The organism is Clostridium algifaecis, assembly GCF_017874415.1.
Classification (GTDB): domain Bacteria; phylum Bacillota; class Clostridia; order Clostridiales; family Clostridiaceae; genus Clostridium_B; species Clostridium_B algifaecis.
The window spans coordinates 339,033-356,927 of the sequence record NZ_JAGGLM010000001.1 but is presented as its reverse complement, the minus strand read 5'-3'; the positions used below and the strand labels follow the sequence as shown (position 1 = coordinate 356,927).

General features: G+C 30.3%; 19 protein-coding genes. 1 reads left to right on the top strand and 18 read right to left on the bottom strand.

Annotated features, from left to right (window positions below; genetic code table 11):
- From hypF to J2Z42_RS01760, 8 genes are all read right to left on the bottom strand, one after another.
- Window positions 1-2,292, bottom strand: coding sequence for a carbamoyltransferase HypF (gene hypF / locus J2Z42_RS01795; RefSeq protein ID WP_209700642.1), 2,292 nt, complete (start codon window positions 2,290-2,292; stop codon window positions 1-3).
- The gene (locus J2Z42_RS01790) at window positions 2,276-2,536 is read right to left on the bottom strand and encodes a hypothetical protein (RefSeq protein WP_209700641.1); all 261 of its coding nucleotides are present in this window, start codon (window positions 2,534-2,536) and stop codon (window positions 2,276-2,278) included. The genes hypF and J2Z42_RS01790 overlap by 17 nt, the downstream gene beginning before the upstream one ends.
- Window positions 2,537-2,552: 16 nt before the next feature.
- Entirely contained in the window at window positions 2,553-2,981 is a 429-nt protein-coding gene (locus tag J2Z42_RS01785) for a cytochrome b5 domain-containing protein (protein ID WP_245331420.1), read from the bottom strand.
- The gene (locus tag J2Z42_RS01780) at window positions 2,982-3,446 is read right to left on the bottom strand and encodes a hydrogenase maturation protease (RefSeq protein WP_209700640.1); all 465 of its coding nucleotides are present in this window, start codon (window positions 3,444-3,446) and stop codon (window positions 2,982-2,984) included.
- The gene (locus tag J2Z42_RS01775) at window positions 3,443-4,831 is read right to left on the bottom strand and encodes a nickel-dependent hydrogenase large subunit (protein WP_209700639.1); all 1,389 of its coding nucleotides are present in this window, start codon (window positions 4,829-4,831) and stop codon (window positions 3,443-3,445) included. Before J2Z42_RS01775 ends, J2Z42_RS01780 begins: the two co-directional genes overlap by 4 nt.
- A gap of 9 nt (window positions 4,832-4,840) precedes the next feature.
- On the bottom strand, window positions 4,841-5,692 hold the full coding sequence (locus J2Z42_RS01770; protein ID WP_209700638.1) for a hydrogenase small subunit: 852 nt from the start codon (window positions 5,690-5,692) through the stop codon (window positions 4,841-4,843).
- A 112-nt stretch (window positions 5,693-5,804) separates the two neighbouring features.
- Window positions 5,805-6,752: a 3'-5' exoribonuclease YhaM family protein gene (locus J2Z42_RS01765; RefSeq protein WP_209700637.1), complete on the bottom strand. Its 948-nt coding sequence runs from the start codon at window positions 6,750-6,752 to the stop codon at window positions 5,805-5,807.
- 105 nt (window positions 6,753-6,857) lie between these two features.
- On the bottom strand, window positions 6,858-7,805 hold the full coding sequence (locus J2Z42_RS01760; RefSeq protein ID WP_342589982.1) for a glycerophosphodiester phosphodiesterase: 948 nt from the start codon (window positions 7,803-7,805) through the stop codon (window positions 6,858-6,860).
- Window positions 7,806-7,965: 160 nt separating this feature from the next.
- Here J2Z42_RS01760 and J2Z42_RS01755 point away from each other — a divergent pair, with 160 nt between their 5' ends.
- Complete coding sequence (locus tag J2Z42_RS01755; protein WP_209700636.1) at window positions 7,966-8,190, top strand: DUF378 domain-containing protein; 225 nt, start codon at window positions 7,966-7,968, stop codon at window positions 8,188-8,190.
- A 42-nt stretch (window positions 8,191-8,232) separates the two neighbouring features.
- Here the strand turns inward: J2Z42_RS01755 and J2Z42_RS01750 are convergent, their stop codons facing one another.
- From J2Z42_RS01750 to rimO, 10 genes are all read right to left on the bottom strand, one after another.
- Window positions 8,233-8,493 carry an HPr family phosphocarrier protein gene (locus J2Z42_RS01750; protein ID WP_209700635.1) on the bottom strand — a complete coding sequence of 87 codons (261 nt, stop codon included), beginning with the start codon at window positions 8,491-8,493 and terminating at the stop codon, window positions 8,233-8,235.
- 87 nt (window positions 8,494-8,580) lie between these two features.
- Window positions 8,581-9,774, bottom strand: coding sequence for a pyridoxal phosphate-dependent aminotransferase (locus J2Z42_RS01745; RefSeq protein WP_209700634.1), 1,194 nt, complete (start codon window positions 9,772-9,774; stop codon window positions 8,581-8,583).
- 64 nt (window positions 9,775-9,838) lie between these two features.
- The gene (locus J2Z42_RS01740; protein ID WP_209700633.1) at window positions 9,839-10,195 is read right to left on the bottom strand and encodes an SMR family transporter; all 357 of its coding nucleotides are present in this window, start codon (window positions 10,193-10,195) and stop codon (window positions 9,839-9,841) included.
- Window positions 10,192-11,388, bottom strand: coding sequence for a hypothetical protein (locus tag J2Z42_RS01735; protein ID WP_245331450.1), 1,197 nt, complete (start codon window positions 11,386-11,388; stop codon window positions 10,192-10,194). The genes J2Z42_RS01740 and J2Z42_RS01735 overlap by 4 nt, the downstream gene beginning before the upstream one ends.
- Window positions 11,389-11,536: 148 nt before the next feature.
- Window positions 11,537-12,397 (bottom strand): decaprenyl-phosphate phosphoribosyltransferase, encoded by an 861-nt coding sequence (locus J2Z42_RS01730; RefSeq protein WP_209700632.1) that lies wholly within the window; start codon window positions 12,395-12,397, stop codon window positions 11,537-11,539.
- Window positions 12,398-12,523: 126 nt separating this feature from the next.
- Entirely contained in the window at window positions 12,524-12,784 is a 261-nt protein-coding gene (locus J2Z42_RS01725; protein ID WP_209700631.1) for a stage V sporulation protein S, read from the bottom strand.
- Window positions 12,785-12,932: 148 nt separating this feature from the next.
- The gene (gene rny, locus J2Z42_RS01720) at window positions 12,933-14,477 is read right to left on the bottom strand and encodes a ribonuclease Y (protein ID WP_209700630.1); all 1,545 of its coding nucleotides are present in this window, start codon (window positions 14,475-14,477) and stop codon (window positions 12,933-12,935) included.
- Window positions 14,478-14,662: 185 nt separating this feature from the next.
- The gene (gene recA / locus J2Z42_RS01715; RefSeq protein ID WP_209700629.1) at window positions 14,663-15,742 is read right to left on the bottom strand and encodes a recombinase RecA; all 1,080 of its coding nucleotides are present in this window, start codon (window positions 15,740-15,742) and stop codon (window positions 14,663-14,665) included.
- A gap of 159 nt (window positions 15,743-15,901) precedes the next feature.
- Window positions 15,902-16,489, bottom strand: coding sequence for a CDP-diacylglycerol--glycerol-3-phosphate 3-phosphatidyltransferase (gene pgsA, locus J2Z42_RS01710; RefSeq protein WP_209700628.1), 588 nt, complete (start codon window positions 16,487-16,489; stop codon window positions 15,902-15,904).
- A complete protein-coding gene (gene rimO, locus J2Z42_RS01705; protein ID WP_209700627.1) occupies window positions 16,473-17,813 on the bottom strand; it encodes a 30S ribosomal protein S12 methylthiotransferase RimO in 1,341 nt (446 codons plus the stop codon). Before rimO ends, pgsA begins: the two co-directional genes overlap by 17 nt.
- Window positions 17,814-17,895: the final 82 nt, after the last annotated feature.

The following is a 17,895-nucleotide window of genomic DNA, read 5'->3' as shown; positions in this document are numbered from 1 at the left end:
TTATATCTCCTCTCCTTCAATAATGGCATTTGCAGCAGCAATTTGTCCAAAGGAAATTCCATTGTCATTTATGGGAGTCTTAGAATTAAAAAAGACTCTAAGTCCTCTCAATGTAAGTTCATCATATATAGATTTAAGTAAATGCTCATTTTGGAACACGCCGCCGCTTAAAATCACATCCTCAATTTTATATAACTTCGATAATTTAATAACCAGATTACAAGTAACCCTGGAAAGTGTGTTATGAAATTTAGCTGATATTACAGCTTTAGATATTCCTTTTTCTATATCCTTTATTACTCCATAAACAATATCCTTATATTCAATTTGAAAAACATTACTTATTTTATCTATATTGCAAATGTAGCTTTCTATTATATTTTCCGCTATTATATTCTCCAAATCTATAGAAGCTTCACCTTCATATGTACTATAATTTCTAAGTCCCAAAAAAGATGAAACAGCATCAAACAATCGTCCCACACTGGAAGACTTATAGCAATTAAGTGAAGCCCTTAGAGCTTGTGTAATTATATCTATACTGGGTTGATTCACATTATTTATAAATTTCTCTATAGGATAGTCCAAAGAATACAAATAACTGGCAGCAGACCTCCATGGTTCCCTTATAGCTGCATCGCCTCCCTGTATGCTTACATATTTTAAATGTCCCACTCTTTTAAAATGACTTCTTGTACCTACGAAGAATTCTCCTCCCCATATATTACCATCTATTCCAAAGCCCGTTCCATCATAAATAACTCCTATAACTTTGCGGTAAATTCCATGCTCTGCCATACAGCTAACCATATGGGCATGATGATGCTGTATCTTGATTTTTCTTATATTTAAATTATCAGCATATTTTGATGTAATATAGAAAGGATGCATATCCTGTACCAATACCCGTGGGTTTATGTCCAGCAAATTAATTAAATGTTTTAGTACATATCTGTAATTTTTATAGTACTCAAGTTTTTTTAAGTCCCCCAGGTATTGACTGGTATATACATATCCATTTTTAGAAAGAGAAATGCTGTTTTTTTGTTCCGGTCCTAGAGCTATAATATTATCCCTTACTCCTAAATTTTCTGTAGACGGAGAATATCCTCTTCCCCGTCTAACTATACATTCTTTATCATTTAATACCTTAACCACTGAATCATCAACAGGAACAACAATTTTTCTATTGTGCATTAAAAAATAGTCTGATACATTATTTAAATTTTCAAGTACACTGGTATTTTTATATTCCATAGGCCTCCCGCTTATGTTTCCGCTGGTCATTATAAGCACATCCAATTCTTTTTCAAGTAATAAATAATGCAGTGGAGTATAAGGCATCATAATTCCTAATTTTTTTTGATTAGGTGCTATATTATATGGTAATGTAATATCTGTATTCTTCTTTAAAAGAACAATAGGTCTTTTGCTGCCTGTTAAAATTTCTTCTTCCTTTTCGCTAACCTCACAATACTCTTTTATGAGGTTTATGTCCTTAATCATAACTGCCAAAGGTTTAGTCGGTCTTTTTTTCCTCATTCTAAGTTCACTTACAGCTTTTTCATTTCTGCCATCACAAACTAAATGAAAACCTCCTATTCCTTTTATGGCAATAATTTTTCCTATTTTTATTAAAAATATAACTTTTTCAATTACATCTTCACAATTTATAGTCTCTCTTTTATTATTCATAAGTATTAAAGATGGTCCACATTCCTGACAGCAATTTGCTTCCGAATGAAATCTTCTATTTGAATTATTATTGTATTCTTCCTCACAGCTTTCACACATTTCGAATTCATTCATAGTTGTGCTGTTTCTATCATATGGTAGTGATCTCATTATTGAATATCTAGGTCCACACTGTGTACAGCTTGTAAAAGCATATTTATATCTTCTATCCTTTTTACTAATAACTTCATGGATACATTTTGGACAAACTCCTATATCTGGTGGTATGAACTTTACTGAAGAATTGTTTTTAAGGCTTTCTTTGATAATAAAATTGTGATAATTATAATATTTTAAGGTAGAACATTCTACTTTTTCTATAACCGCTTGAATAGGTGGATTTTTAATAATGTCTAGTATAAATTTTTTAATGTTTTCTTTGGTTCCAGTTAAATCAATAACTACTGAACCCCCTGAATTGTTTACCCAACCCTGGATTTTGTATTTTTTTGCTTTATTGTACACAAAAGGTCTGAAGCCAATGCTCTGAACTATTCCATATATTTTTAGAAGATACCTTTTCTTGCAGGTAATTATATCATTAGTTTTCAGCCACATCACCTTCTATATTTTTAATTATTGCTATTTGATCAGGCAAATCTTCAATTTCAATTTTAACTTCTGTCAATTCGTCTGTTATGTCTTCATTATAACTTCTAAGATAATCATAAAGATTAGAGGAATTAACATGGCTATTTTCATTTACAACTACAATTAATTTATTTACTTTTAAAATTTTATTTTGAACACAGCATTTGTTCAAAGCCTTAGATATTTTACTTAATAATATAATATCATGCATTTTCTAATTCACTCCTTCAAACTTTTAAATTTCCTACCTTGGGCAGATTTTCTAATATGCTCATCTGACCCTTATGACAATTTTTAAATTCAGTTGTCAAGTCCCTGCCTGCATACAGTCCATAATGAGTCCCTCCAGCCCAAACGGGAGATAAGCTTACATCATATACTATGCCATCAATAGCTATATAGGCAGGTGCTCCATTAGCTCCATCATACTTTGATAGTTCTTCCAAAGTAAGCTCTTTTACCTGTCGTACTCCATTCTCACTCTTTTCCTGTTCATACATTTCACCTATTAGTACCTGTAATTTTACTATTTCATTATTTATTAAACATCCATAATAGTTTTTCATATGCGGCCATGGATTAATAATCATTTGTTGATTGTAATAACCAATTCTCTGTTTAATACTCTGAAGTTTTGAAATCAAGTAAAGATTCAACTATTTTCCCTCCAAATCTTTAGAGTTAACTTTTAAAAGAATATCTTCTAAAACTTCTTTGGAAATTATGTCAATTTTGTCTTCCAGCTGCTGGCTAAGGCCTAATTTAAAACTGACACTGCCAACTTCAATTCCAATAACAAAACCTCTTATTGATTTATAGTATAATTTTATTAAATCTATGACATTACAGCTGTGCTGGGTATAATATTTTTTTTTACATTTATATTCCTCTAAATTGGTAATTGTTATCTCTCCAGGACTTTTGTTATAACAAACCGCATCTAATATAAATACAAAATCCCCATTTTCTATTAATGAAATACAATACTGAAAATCAGTTTCTCCAATTATAACTTCTATGTTATTTCTTACAAGACTGCCTTTTATTCTCTCCGCTACCTTTATTCCAATGCCGTCATCCTCCATTAAGATATTTCCTATTGCAATAACCTTGACCTTCATGTGAGAACCTGGATATGAACTGGTTTGTAGTTATCACTTATTAAATGGGTAGCGCAGGAAACACAGGGGTCAAAAGATCTCATAATTCTCCCAACCTCTACAGGTTTACTTATATCATTTATCCTTGTTCCTATTAGAGATTTTTCTCCAACGCCCCATCTGCCCGATTCATCTTTAGGTCCCATATTCCACACTGTAGGAGTTATAATATTATAATGTTTTATGAGTTTGTTCTCTATTTTTATCCAGTGACCTAATGCTCCTCTGGTAGTATCTATTAATCCTGCACCAAATGCTTTATCAGGAATATCATATACCTTTTGATTGCATGGCAATAGTTCAATCCTTTCCGCAAGTCCTTTCATAATGTTTATAATTTTTTTAGTTTCCTTTACTCTTGCAACAATTCTGTCCATACAGGAGCTGCCTCCTTTATATTCACCTGCGAGTATCTGCCTTGAAAGAGGTCCTACTTCCATAGGATATCCATCATAATTAGGTGATTTTATAAAGCTGTATCCTTCTTCTTTAGACAAATTAATTGACTCCTCATTATCATTCATATACCAGGTATGAAGTATATTTTCGGTAATTTTGTTAACATCGAAATCATGCTTTTGCCCATTTATTAGTACCGAAGGTTTTACATAACTTATTTCAGGATCGTGGTATTCATCAAAAACTCCGTAGCTCATAAAATTGCCGTAAGCTTCTCCCTTTTTAAAATAATCAGAATAATATTTAGAAATTGTACATATATCTTCTACCATAAAATCATCAATAAATTTCTTTAACTCAGAAACTATGGATTTAATTTTTGTCAGCTTATATGCATCTATATTTACGGTAACTCCGCCTACAAAAATTCCATGACTATGTGGTGCTTTTCCACCCAATACAGCTAATCCTTCATGGGCCAATCTACTGTATTTAATGCTATCCATATAATGATCACTTATTCTCCTGTTCAACTTGTCTGAAAGTCTATAATCATTGTACTGTGTTGAATACAGGGAATTAGTACTAGCTATTTTTACATAATCTGGTATAGTTAAATTATAAAAGTGCCTTAAATGATTTTGTATAAATTCAAATCCATGCATTAAATTGCGAATATATGAATCATTTAAACTTATTTTCACCTTTAGTGCATCTTCCAGTGCCATGGTTGAAGCCACAGCATGAGCTGTAGAACATATTCCACATATTCTTTCTGTAAAATATACCGCATCTAAAGGTTTCCTACTTTTAAGCATCTTTTCAAAGCCCCTAAATAATAATCCACTGGTTTTGGCATCTGCAATAATATTGCCTTCTACTTTAACTTTAGTTTCCAAAAAACCACTTATTCTTGTAATGGGATCAATTGTAATAGTCTTTTTCATAAAATCCTCCTAATATCTTATAAATGGCTCCATACCATCGGGGAAACTTGAATTTGCACATCCTATGCAATTGGTATTAGCCTGAACAGGCCAATTTACATATCCATTCCATTTTCTTTTTGGACAATCTGTTTTAGTAACAGGTCCCCTGCATCCTAATTTAAACATACATCCATCTTCTCCAAATTTGCTGGCAAAAATTCCTTTATCGAAATATCCTCTTCTTGTACACATATCGTGAATAGTTACTCCATAAAAAAGAATAGGCCTTCCTTCACTATCCAGTTCAGGCTTTCCAAAAACAATAAGATGTGCTAAAATTCCTATCACCCAATCCGGATGGCATGGACATCCTGGAAGTTTTATAACTTCATTGCTTATTACTTTTTCCACACTAGTACTTCTAGAAGGATTGGGTTTTGCAGCAGAAATTCCGCCAAAGGAAGCACAAGTTCCAACAGTCACAACATATTTTGCTTTTTCTCCTGCCATTTTTATAGCTTCTAATGCAGTAATTGGTTTTCCTTTATAATTAGCAATAATATTATAAAAACCATTTTGGGCAGTGGATACTGCCCCATCTACTAATAATATAAATTCAGTATTCATGGTATCTAAAAATTGTTTAAAAGCAAAATCTCCTTCCGAAACCATTAAGGTATTATTGTACTTTAGATTGATTAATTCATTTAAAATATAGTTAAGTCCGGGATTTTCACCATTTAAAAAAGAAATAATATTTCCCGAGCATCCTGTTACCTCCAGCCAGATAGCATTTAACTTTTTTATCTTCTTATTTTCAACTAGCTTTATAGCTTCACGTGTTAGTAGTTTAGCAGTATACTTTTTATCTAAAGTCATTGTTATATCACTACCTTTTAATTCCTTATATTATTTATATAATATAAATTCATACAATATAACTATAATTGAATATAAAAAAATAAGAGTGCATATGCACTCCTTTAAGATATTATAAGTTATTCCTGTATATCTGTATATTCCCAAGGAAAAATTGCCTTTCGCTAAACTCACCTTTAGAAACGTCTCTTAATGTATCCTGAAACTGATACACATTAGCATCAATTTCATCCAAATGGTGTAAAAGCTCTGCCTCTAAAATCATAGGTTTTTTAGGAGATCCATTTTCCTCTAGACCATGATGAGAAACTATCATATGTTTCAGCAAAAGTTCTACCTCATCTGAAATGTTGAGCTCCTTAGCAACATCATGGAGCATAATAGTACCCTGTACAATATGTCCAAGAAGCTTTCCTTCCTTTGAATAATCATCCGCTATGCCCAAGTTATTGGATTCAATTTCATTTATTTTCCCAATATCATGGATAATAATACCTGACAATAGTAGATCCCTATTTACATATTCATTATATATTTCTGCCATATTTATACCATTTTTAAGCATCCTATAAATATGATATAAAAGTCCTCCTTTTACAGCATGATGAACAGTTTTTGCGGCTGGATAGTACAAGAGCTTATCTTTATTATCATCCAGTAATTTGATTACTAACTTTTTTAAATCAATATTTTGAAACTTATTTACCTCATCTAAGATAGATCTTAGCATATCTTCTGAACTCACAGGTGCTTTCTTTATAAAACTGCCTTCATCTATATCATCATCAGGCACAGATAGTCTTATTTTTTGTATTATTAATTGAAGCCTATTTCTCTGATTTTTTACCGTAGCTTTCACTTTTATTATCTTACCTGTTTCAATTCCAGGCTCTAAATTTTCCTTTTTAGCTCCCCACATAAATGCATCAATATCATCTCTTCCATCGCTCAAAGAAAATTTGATATATGGGTTATTATTCCTATCTATGGACTCTTCCATATTCCTTACAAGTAAAAAAACAATTATATTATTATTTGATATTAGGTCTTTAATTTTCAAAGTTTATCTTCCTTTCCTAAATAATTACATAACTTATTATACTCTTTGGGTACAATATGATAAAGAGTTCATATTTAATTTAGAGGCTAAATTTTTCATGCACTACTAAAATTTTTTAATATTTTGTTTTGAAGTTTTGTCGGGTGGTATTTTATTTGAATATATAAAGTCAACTCCCATGTCTATATCTTTTTTCAAAGTTGAGGGTTTATCAACTGTCCACGCAAATACTTTCAAACCATCTTTATGTGCACGCTGTACCAGAGCTTTATTAAGATACTTATTATAACAATCGAGTCCTGTAAATCCAAAAGACCTTATATAATTATAACCGTGAACTTTATCTTTAGGATTTACCATAGGCATTAATATAATTTCTTTATTCTTTTTGCGTATATCCTCCATTATTTTGTAATTGAAAGAATGAACCAATAATTTTTTTTCATAATTATGTTTGTAAATAATATTTATGAATGTATTTACGTCCCTGTCTTTCTTGCTAAAAACTTTAATATCAAATACAGGCACAAGATTGTTTTTTTCACATTCTTCCAATGCATCTTCAAAACGTGGTATTTTTAAATCAGGATATAAATCTATATTTGCTCCTCTATTAATTCTAAGGTTGTCTATTTGTGTGGACGTTTTATCAGTTATACTTCCTGATCCGTCTGTAGTTCTATCAAGTTTTCCATCATGTAACAGATATAAAACTCCATCAGATGAAGAACATATATCGAGCTCTACTCCAAAGTATCCCATTTTGCCTGCTTCATCAATTGCTGGTATAGAATTTTCAGGAGCAATACCGCTTGCTCCACGATGAGCTATTATGGTTGTTTTATTTAAATTTATGAAATCATATCTCCTGTTCAGAATATTAAATGATAAGTTATTATTTATATCTGTACTGTTAATCTTACTTGCTTTTACATTCTTAGTATCATAAATATAACCTGGAAATTTAATACTGCGGCCGGGATCTATAGTATGAAACTTTGGAATTGAAATTATGGCTAAAATAACTATTATTGAAATTATCTTTTTATACACAGTATCACCATCCCCTTTAATTTATATTATATTATAATTATATAAATACTCAACTTCAATATGTTATTTTCTATTTTTCACGAATTTATACATTTAGTTGTAATATATTTTTTATATTTTAATATACTTTAATTGAGAAACGTTACAGGAGGTAATTTTTATGTATAAATTCAATATTATAGATAAGCTTTCCATTTTTTTAATCGTGCTAGCTGCTCTAATTTCAGGCATTACAGGTATACTTGGTTTTAATTTAATCGAGATTATATTTGGAGAACCACTTAATTTTATAGGAAGACTTCTTTACATACTTGTAGGTGTGGCTGGAATAGATATACTATTATTTTTATTTAAAGCAAAGACAAAATATACTCTACATAAATAAAAGGCTCATTTTGAGCCTTTTATTTATGTAGAGTATATGATTTTATTCTTCTAATGAATCTATCAATTTAACTATTTCTTCAACTGCTAAAGCTTCATCATCACCAGATGCAACAACTTTTACTGTGGAATTTTTAGTAACACCTAATGACAGTACTCCTATCAAACTTTTGATATTAGCTTTTTTACCATCAAATTCCATAGACATATCTGATTTAAAAGAAGAAGCCTTCTTAACTAATAGAGTTGCAGGTCTTGCATGAAGTCCTGTTGCACTTTTAACTGTAACTTCTTTAGATACCATCCTAAATCACTCCTAATTCATAGTATATTAAAAAACGTTCTCTTAATAATTATATCATTTTTTTAATATGTTTCAATGAATATTTCACTATTTCAAACTTTTTATAAAATCTTCTATTCTATTAAGTCCTTCTTTTATATTTTCCATAGAAGTAGCATAAGATAATCTTATATAATCATCCATTCCAAAGCCAATTCCAGGCACTACAGCTACCCTTTGTTTTTCAAGTAATTGCTGTGAAAAGCTAATAGAATCCTTAATTTCCATTCCATGAGCTTTTTTGCCAAATGTTTTTGATATATCCACGAATACATAAAAGGCTCCCTGAGGTCTAAATGCAGATATATTTTTTATATCTTCAACTCTTTTTAACATATAGTCTCTTCTACTACTAAATTCATGTATCATATATTTTACCTCAGGACTATCATATCTTAAAGCAGCTAGAGATGCATACTGAGCTATTGAATTAGGGTTAGACGTAGTATGACTCTGTATGTTGGACATTAATTTTATAATGTCTTTATTTCCTGCTGCATAACCTATTCTCCATCCAGTCATGGCATAAGTTTTTGACATTCCATTTATAATAATCGTTCGTTCATATGCGTCATCTGACAAACTTGCTATACTTACATGTACATTATTATCATATATTAATTTTTCATATATCTCATCGGATAATATTAATATATCATTCTTCTTTGCAAAATCTGCTATATTTTTTAGTTCTTTCTTTGTGTATACAGTTCCAGTAGGATTATTAGGACTATTTATTACAATAAGTTTAGTCTTATCCGTAACTGCTTTTTCAAGCTCCTCTATATTATACTTAAATCCATCTTCTTTTTTAGTTTTTACAAATACAGGTACCCCATCTGCAAGCTTTATGAGTTCTGGATAACTTACCCAGTAAGGAACTGGCACAATTACCTCATCTCCTGGATTAAGTACCGATGAAAATGTATTGCTTAGGCATTGTTTAGCTCCAGTAGATACAATAATCTGATCTGTAGAATAATTTAAATTATTGTCTTTCTTCAATTTCTCGGCTATTTCCTCTCTGAGCTCTTCAATCCCAGAAGCTGCAGTATATTTTGTATATCCATTTTTTATAGCATTAATTGCAGCATTTTGAATATATTCCGGAGTATTAAAATCCGGTTCACCTGCTCCAAATCCTATTACATCAATGCCTTCTGATTTCATTTGCTTCGCTTTAGCAGTTATTGCCAAAGTTATGGATGCTTCAATCTTTTTGGCTTTTCTTGACAGAATCATTTTTACCCCTCCATATTATAAGTTTATATATATTAATAATATCTGAAATTGTAGATATTTTAAACTAACTTTTTGAAATAAAAATTACACCTACTACTATAAAAGCTACACCTATTATTCTAGTTAAAGATATATTCTCTTTAAAAAGAAAATAAGAAAATATCATTGTTATTATATATCCGATACTTACCATAGGGTATGCATAACTCAGTTCAACTTTACTTAAAACTTTTATCCATAATAAAAAGCTAATGCCATATGATATTATTCCACACATAACAGGTAAGTTCTTCAATATGCTTAAAATGCTCTGAAATAAATATTGCAGGGTAAAATCAAGTTGGAGATTGGCTGCTCCATATTTAACAAGTACCTGTCCAATAGCCCCTAAAAAGACAGAAACCAATATTAATGCAATCATTCAAATCCCTTCCCATCTACTCTTTTAAATAAAAACGTTCTTACAATCATATAAAAGAAATATATAATCACAAATATTACCGGAAAAGAATATCTTCCTTGCCCTTCTGTTACAAAATAGACACATGTAAACATAAAAAACAGTACCACTCCATATATATTGAATTTGTCAATAAGTTGGCTCCTGCCTCTTATTATTTCAATCAGTATAAATATACTGTAGAGCAATATACATGCAATGCCAGGTGCAAATATTATTTCTCTTACAAAATTCGTATAGGCTATAAGCAAAAGTTTAAAATTATTGCTTATACCACTGCCATATGTACTATAAATTATATCATCGCCTACAAAATATGTATTAAAAAGTCTTTTAAAACCTAATTTTATAAACTCTCCAGGATGAGCTTTTATCCATTTTTTAGCCGCTAAATTTAACATTTTATTTTTTTCTGTCATATTAGCTTTTTTATATTCTTCTGTATTTACAATAGAATTTTCAACATCCCCTGCTGCCATCCATCTTCCTTTATGATTCTGAGAATTATTATTTATATAAAGTACTATTCCACCATTATTTGATACATATGTAAATTGTCCCATTAGTTTTGAATTTCTATATATCCACGGTGAAATTACTATAGCAGTTAATATAAGTACAATAAGTGAATTTTTTATGGAAAATATAATTTTTTTATGTTTTACTATATCTACTAAAAATATAGCAAAAAAAATCACTATAAAAAATGGTTTAATCATCGTATTTAATCCCGACAAAATTCCAATATAAAGATACTTGTATTTCATATCACTCATATATACATATGTTATAAGTAAAAGTAACGATGTAAATAAAAGTTCAGTTCCAAGTATGCTGTTATAGAATATATTATTAGGAATAAATACAAATAATGCAAATAATATTTTTCTATCAATTTCATTTAAATTTATCTTGAGTAGAATGGATTTAAAAATCAAGCAGTTTATAATAGTCAATATTAGGTTAAATATCTTCGCTTTTAAAATACTCGCTCCAAACAGCTTGAATATTCCACCCAATACTATTGAATATCCTAAAGAAGTATATGTATTTCCCCATGCACCGCCATTTGATATATTTACAGCCATAGTATAATAATAATCAAAGTCTGAAAACGGGAAAGAATTTACAAACACTATCCACAATGCAGACATAATTATGTCAATTGCTATAATTATTTTATAATAAATAGTTTTACTATAAATTTCTTTGTTTTTTTTCTTAAACAAGTGTTTTCCACTTTCTACATAAAATCCATCTTTAAAAAGACTTTTTATTTCCATATAAAGCTAGCATCCCTCTCTAAAGTTTTAAATATATTATTAATATAACACTAATAACCCACATAAGTACATTTATTAGAAAAGGTTTATCCTTTGCAAATACATCTTCTGGTTTTCCTCCTATATTCTTTTTGTCCATTAAATATTCATATCTAAATACTCCATAAAGTACAAATGGAATAGTAACTATCATAGTCTTGCTTTGAATAGAGCTAAATGTATAAAGACAGTATGCCATAAGTATGGATGGATTTACTATTGTAAGCATTTTATCTATGCTATTAATTGAATACTCCTTTAATATCTTCCTATGATTTGAACTATTATCTTTTAAAGTTATAAGCTCGCTTTTCCTTTTATTGAGAGCTAAAAACAAAGACAATAATACTGTACATAAAAATAGCCACGGCGAAACTTCAACTCCAGTAGCAATACTTCCACTTTCAACTCTCAATACAAATCCAAAAGTTATAGTCATAACATCTATTATAACTATATTTTTTAATTTAAAACAATACAATATGTTTATAAAAATATATGTAAGCATTATACCCAAAACTTTTATATTTACAAAATTATAATTACAATATATAACCAAAATAAATAAAGCTATATCTAAAATTATAGCTGACTTTTTGCTTACACGTCCACTTGCAAGCGGTCTTTTTTTCTTTTCAGGATGACACCTATCCTTTTCTATATCTACTATATCATTTAACACATATATTATAGATGACGTAATACAAAATAATAAGAAGGTTACTATATTTAAGATTAATATATCAAAATTTAAAAATTTCCCTGAAAAAATAATTGCAGCAAATACAAAAAAATTTTTTATCCACTGTTTAGGTCTCATTAGTTCAATCAACGCTACCATAAAACTCCTCCTAATTGCAACAAACAGTTGTACACCTTTTTACATTTTAACATAGTATATAATATAGTCAATATAAAAATTAAATAGAGACTTGAATAATCAAGCCTCTATTTAATTTAACCTATATTATCTTGGCTGCACTATTAATTTAATTGCAGTTCTCTCTTCACCATCTATCTCAACATCTGTAAAGGCCGGAATGCATATTAAATCGATTCCACTAGGTGCCACAAAACCTCTTGCAATCGCTACTGCTTTAATAGCCTGATTTAATGCTCCTGCTCCTATTGCTTGTATTTCAGCGGCTCCTCGCTCCCTCAATACACCTGCTAATGCTCCTGCAACTGAATTTGGACTTGATTTTGCTGAAACTTTTAATACTTCCATAACGAACCTCCTATATATTAACTTTATTTGTTATTGTTACTACTTTATACTATTCTACAAAAAATTAAAAATTCCTTTTATATTTTCTAAAAATTAGTACTTTTAGAAAACGTAAAAGGAATTTTTTCACACTCTTTATTAAAATTTACTATTTTGCATATTCAACTGCACGAGTTTCTCTAATTACATTTACTTTGATCTGGCCAGGATATTCTAATTCATCCTCTACTTTTTTCACTACATTTCTTGCCATCTCAACGGCTCCTGCATCATCAACATCTTCTGGTTTAACCATAATTCTAAGTTCTCTTCCCGCTTGAATGGCATATGACTTTTCTACACCTTCACATGTATTTGCTATTTCTTCTAATTTTTCCAAACGTTTAATATAAGCTTCTAAAGTCTCTCTTCTAGCTCCAGGCCTTGCTGCTGAAATAGCATCTGCTGCCTGAACAAGCACAGCCTCTAAAGATTGAAATTCCTCATCTCCATGATGGGCCGCTATTGCATTTACAATAACTGAAGATTCATGATATTTTTTAGCAAATTCCGCTCCTATAATTGCATGTGGGCCTTCCACTTCATGATCTACTGCTTTTCCTATGTCATGAAGAAGTCCAGCTCTTTTTGCTATAGTTGGATCTATTCCTATTTCTGAGGCCATAAGACCTGCCAAATATGAAACTTCTACGGAATGTTTAAGTACGTTTTGGCCATAACTGGTTCTATATTTTAGTCTTCCGAGTAATTTTATTATCTCTAAGTGAAGACCGTGCACACCAGTTTCAAATGTAGCCTGTTCGCCCTCTTCTTTAATATCACTTTCCAGTTCTTTTTTAGCTTTTTCCACCATTTCTTCTATTCTAGCTGGGTGTATCCTTCCATCAATTATAAGCTTTTCCAGTGCTATTCTAGCAACCTCTCTTCTTATTGGATCAAATCCGGATAATATTACAGCTTCCGGCGTGTCATCAATAATCAAGTCCACACCTGTCAATGTTTCAAGAGTCCTTATGTTTCTACCTTCTCTTCCTATTATTCTACCTTTCATTTCATCATTAGGAAGGGTTACTACATGTACTGTAGTCTCAGCCACATGATCTGCTGCACATCTTTGAATGGCACAAGTTATAATCTCTCTTGCTTTCTTATCAGCTTCTTCTTTAGCTCTTGTTTCAACCTCTTTAATCATGATTGCAGACTCGTGTTTAATTTCTTTTTTAACTTTCTCAAGTAAAATTTCTTTAGCTTGCTCAGAACTTAAACCAGATAACCTCTCAAGTTCATTACTTTGTTTTTTATAAAGCTCCTCTACACCTGTCTGTAGCTTTTCAAGTTCTTGCTGCTTCTTGTCAAGAGTATCTTCTCTTTTCTCAAGTGTATCATTCTTTTTATCCAGTAATTCTTCTCTTTGAATTAATCTTCTTTCAAACCTTTGGGATTCATTTCTTCTATCCCTGGATTCTCTTTCTACATCATTTCTTAATTTATGAGCTTCTTCTTTAGCCTCTAATATAGCTTCCTTTTTTTTAGATTCAGCTTCTTTTTTAGCTTCATCCTTTAATCTATTAGACTCTTCAAGAGCCTGTGATTTTATAGCAGATACTTTATTTTTTATAATATAAAATTCAATCAATACAATAACTGCTATTATTATACCAGTAATAATTTCATATATTAATACAGAATTCACACGGACACCTCCTTTGCTTCATATTTATGTATCTATATTTTAAGTTAAATGTGCAAGCATAGAAAAGGTGTCATATTATTCAATTGGTAATTCCTAAATACATGATAAACCAGAATTTGTCTTAATTTTATATTAAATTTTAATCATTGTCAAGTTCATATTTTATTTCACTTAAATACACAAATTTATTTTTCTTTAACTTTAGAATTGCTCTTTTCACTATCTTCTTCAGTTTTTGACTTGTTATTTTCAATTTCAGCTTTTGCTAATGGTAAATTATATTTTTTTCTTATCTTATTTTCTATTTCCAAACTTATATTTGGATTTTCTTTTAAAAATTGTTTAGAATTTTCTCTTCCCTGTCCTAATCTTGTTTCTTTATATGAAAACCATGCTCCACTTTTTTGTACTAATTCTTCTCTAACTCCAACGTCCAAAATATTTCCTTCTTTAGATATGCCTTGATTATACATTATATCAAATTCAGCCTGTTTAAATGGTGGTGCTACTTTATTCTTTATTACTTTAACTTTTGTCCTATTACCAATTATACTGTCACCCTGCTTTATAGAATCAATTCTTCTTACATCCATTCTTACAGAAGAATAAAATTTCAATGCTCTACCACCAGGAGTAGTTTCAGGATTTCCAAACATAACTCCAACTTTTTCTCTTAATTGATTTATAAAAACAGTTACACACCTTGACTTGTTTATAGATGCTGTCAGTTTTCTAAGCGCCTGAGACATAAGCCTTGCCTGAAGACCCACATGAGAATCTCCCATTTCACCTTCTATTTCAGCTTTTGGTACCAATGCTGCAACAGAATCAATTACAATTACATCTATGGCATTTGATCTCACAAGTGCTTCTACTATTTCAAGTGCCTGTTCTCCCGTATCAGGTTGTGATACTATTAAGTTTTCAATATCAACCCCTAGGTTTTTGGCATAAGAAGGATCAAGTGCATGCTCTGCATCTATAAAAGCTGCTGCACCTCCAGACTTCTGTGCCTGTGCTACTATGTGAAGTGCTACTGTCGTTTTACCTGAAGATTCAGGTCCGAATATTTCAACTACTCTTCCTCTTGGAACTCCTCCGATGCCAAGGGCTATATCCAAATCAAGGCATCCTGTAGAAATAGAATCTATATTAAGTATGCTGTGTTCTCCAAGTTTCATTATAGAGCCTTTTCCGAACTGCTTTTCTATCTGTCCCATAGCTGATTCTATGGCTTTTAATTTTTCATTATTTAAATTTGCCAAAACTTTCACATCCTCTCGTATTCGAACATAAGTTCTTTTTAATTATATAACATAATATATCTACAGTCAATAAAATAAGTTCTAATATATTCTAATTATAGACATATTTTAGAGTTTTAATCCATCTATTTCAATTCATAAAATAAATGGATTAAAACTCTATTTGTCCGATCTCATTACTTCCTTATTCTTAACAAAATAATCTATTCCAGATACTATTGTCATTATTATAGCAATTGCCATAGCAATACCTGTAACATAGTTCAAAACTTTATGAGGATGATTTACAAATCCCCTAAGTGCTCCTAATGATACATGATTGTAATTTAAATTTATAAGTGCTAATATTATTGCTATTATTTGAGTTACAGTCTTAGCTTTTCCCCATGGACTTGCAGCTATCACTATCCCTTCTGCCGCTGCTACACCTCTAAGGCCTGTTACTGCAAATTCCCTGGCTATTATTATCATTGCAACCCAGGAAGGTATTATATGATATTCTACCAGAGAAACAAGAGCTGCTGTAACTAAAAGTTTATCTGCTAAAGGATCCATAAATTTTCCAAACCTGGTAATCTGATTCCTGCTTCTGGCTATATACCCATCTAATTTATCAGTTATAGATGCTAATATAAATATGATTATGGCAATAATTTTACCATAAGGCATATTCTTAACTGCCATAAAAACTAAAAACACTGGTACAAGTATAATTCTAATCATTGTAAGTTTATTTGCTAAATTCATCACATACAACTCCCATTAAATCATATTCAAAGCTGTCCGTTACTTTTACATTAACTATACTGCCTATTTTTAAATCATCTTTACTGTTTATATATATGATACCATCTATTTCAGGACTCATTTCATAATTTCTTCCATAATAAATTTCATTTTCTTTTCCATCTAGAATGGTTTCATAAATTTTGCCAATCTTACTTTTATTTATTTCCCTTGATATTTTTTGCTGAAGCATCATGATTTCTCCTTGTCTTTCTACTTTTATATCTTCAGAAATTTGATTCTTCATGCTATAAGCTGGAGTTCCTTCTTCTCTTGAATATTTAAAAACTCCAACTTTATCAAGTCTTGCATTTTCTATAAAGCTTTTTAATTCATTAAAATTTTCTTCAGTTTCACCCGGAAAGCCTACTATTAAAGTAGTTCTTATAACAATATTCGGGATGCTTTTTCTTAAATTATTTATATTTTCAACTATCTTTGATTTTCTTCCCTTTCTGCCCATGGCTTTAAGTATATCATCACTTATATGCTGCAAAGGTATATCTATATATTTACATACTTTATCATTCTCAGCCATTTCATTTATCAATTCAGTTGTTATTTCTTCAGGATAGCAATAAAGTATCCTAATCCATTTTATGTTTTTAATCTCAGAAATATTATGTAAAAGTTCTGAAAGCATTTTCTTGCCATATAAATCTATTCCATATCTTGATGTATCCTGGGCAATTAATATTATTTCTTTTACCCCCTGCTGTGATAAATCCTCGCATTCTTTTAGAATGGATTCCATCTTCCTACTTCTATATTTACCTCTTATTTTAGGTATTATACAATATGTGCAGCAATTATCACATCCTTCAGCAATCCTTACATATGCAGTATGTGAGGTTGTTGTAATTATCCTATCTCCTTCATTTATATTCAAATCACTATAATTAAAACTGTACACCTTATCATTTTCGTTTTCAATATATTTTTTGATATCTTCATTTAATTTGTCATAGTCATTTACCCCGAGCATTATATCGACCTCTGGTAAAAGATGTGCAAGCTCTTCTCCATATCTTTGAGTTAAACAGCCCGTTGCAATAAGTATTTTGCAATTGAAGTCATCTTTATACTCAGACATTTCAATTATAGTATCTATGGATTCCTGTTTAGCCGATTCTATAAAGCCGCAAGTATTTACAATTATTATGTCTGCTTGCTTTAAATCTGAAACAACATCATATTCCATTCTTAAATTATTTAGTATAATTTCAGAGTCTACTCTATTTTTATCACAACCAAGACTTACCAATCCAACTCTTAATTTATTCAATTTACTCCTCCTGCATTTAATTATAATATGATATTTAATCTAATAAAATAAATACATATGTTATTTTAAAACTACTTTAACT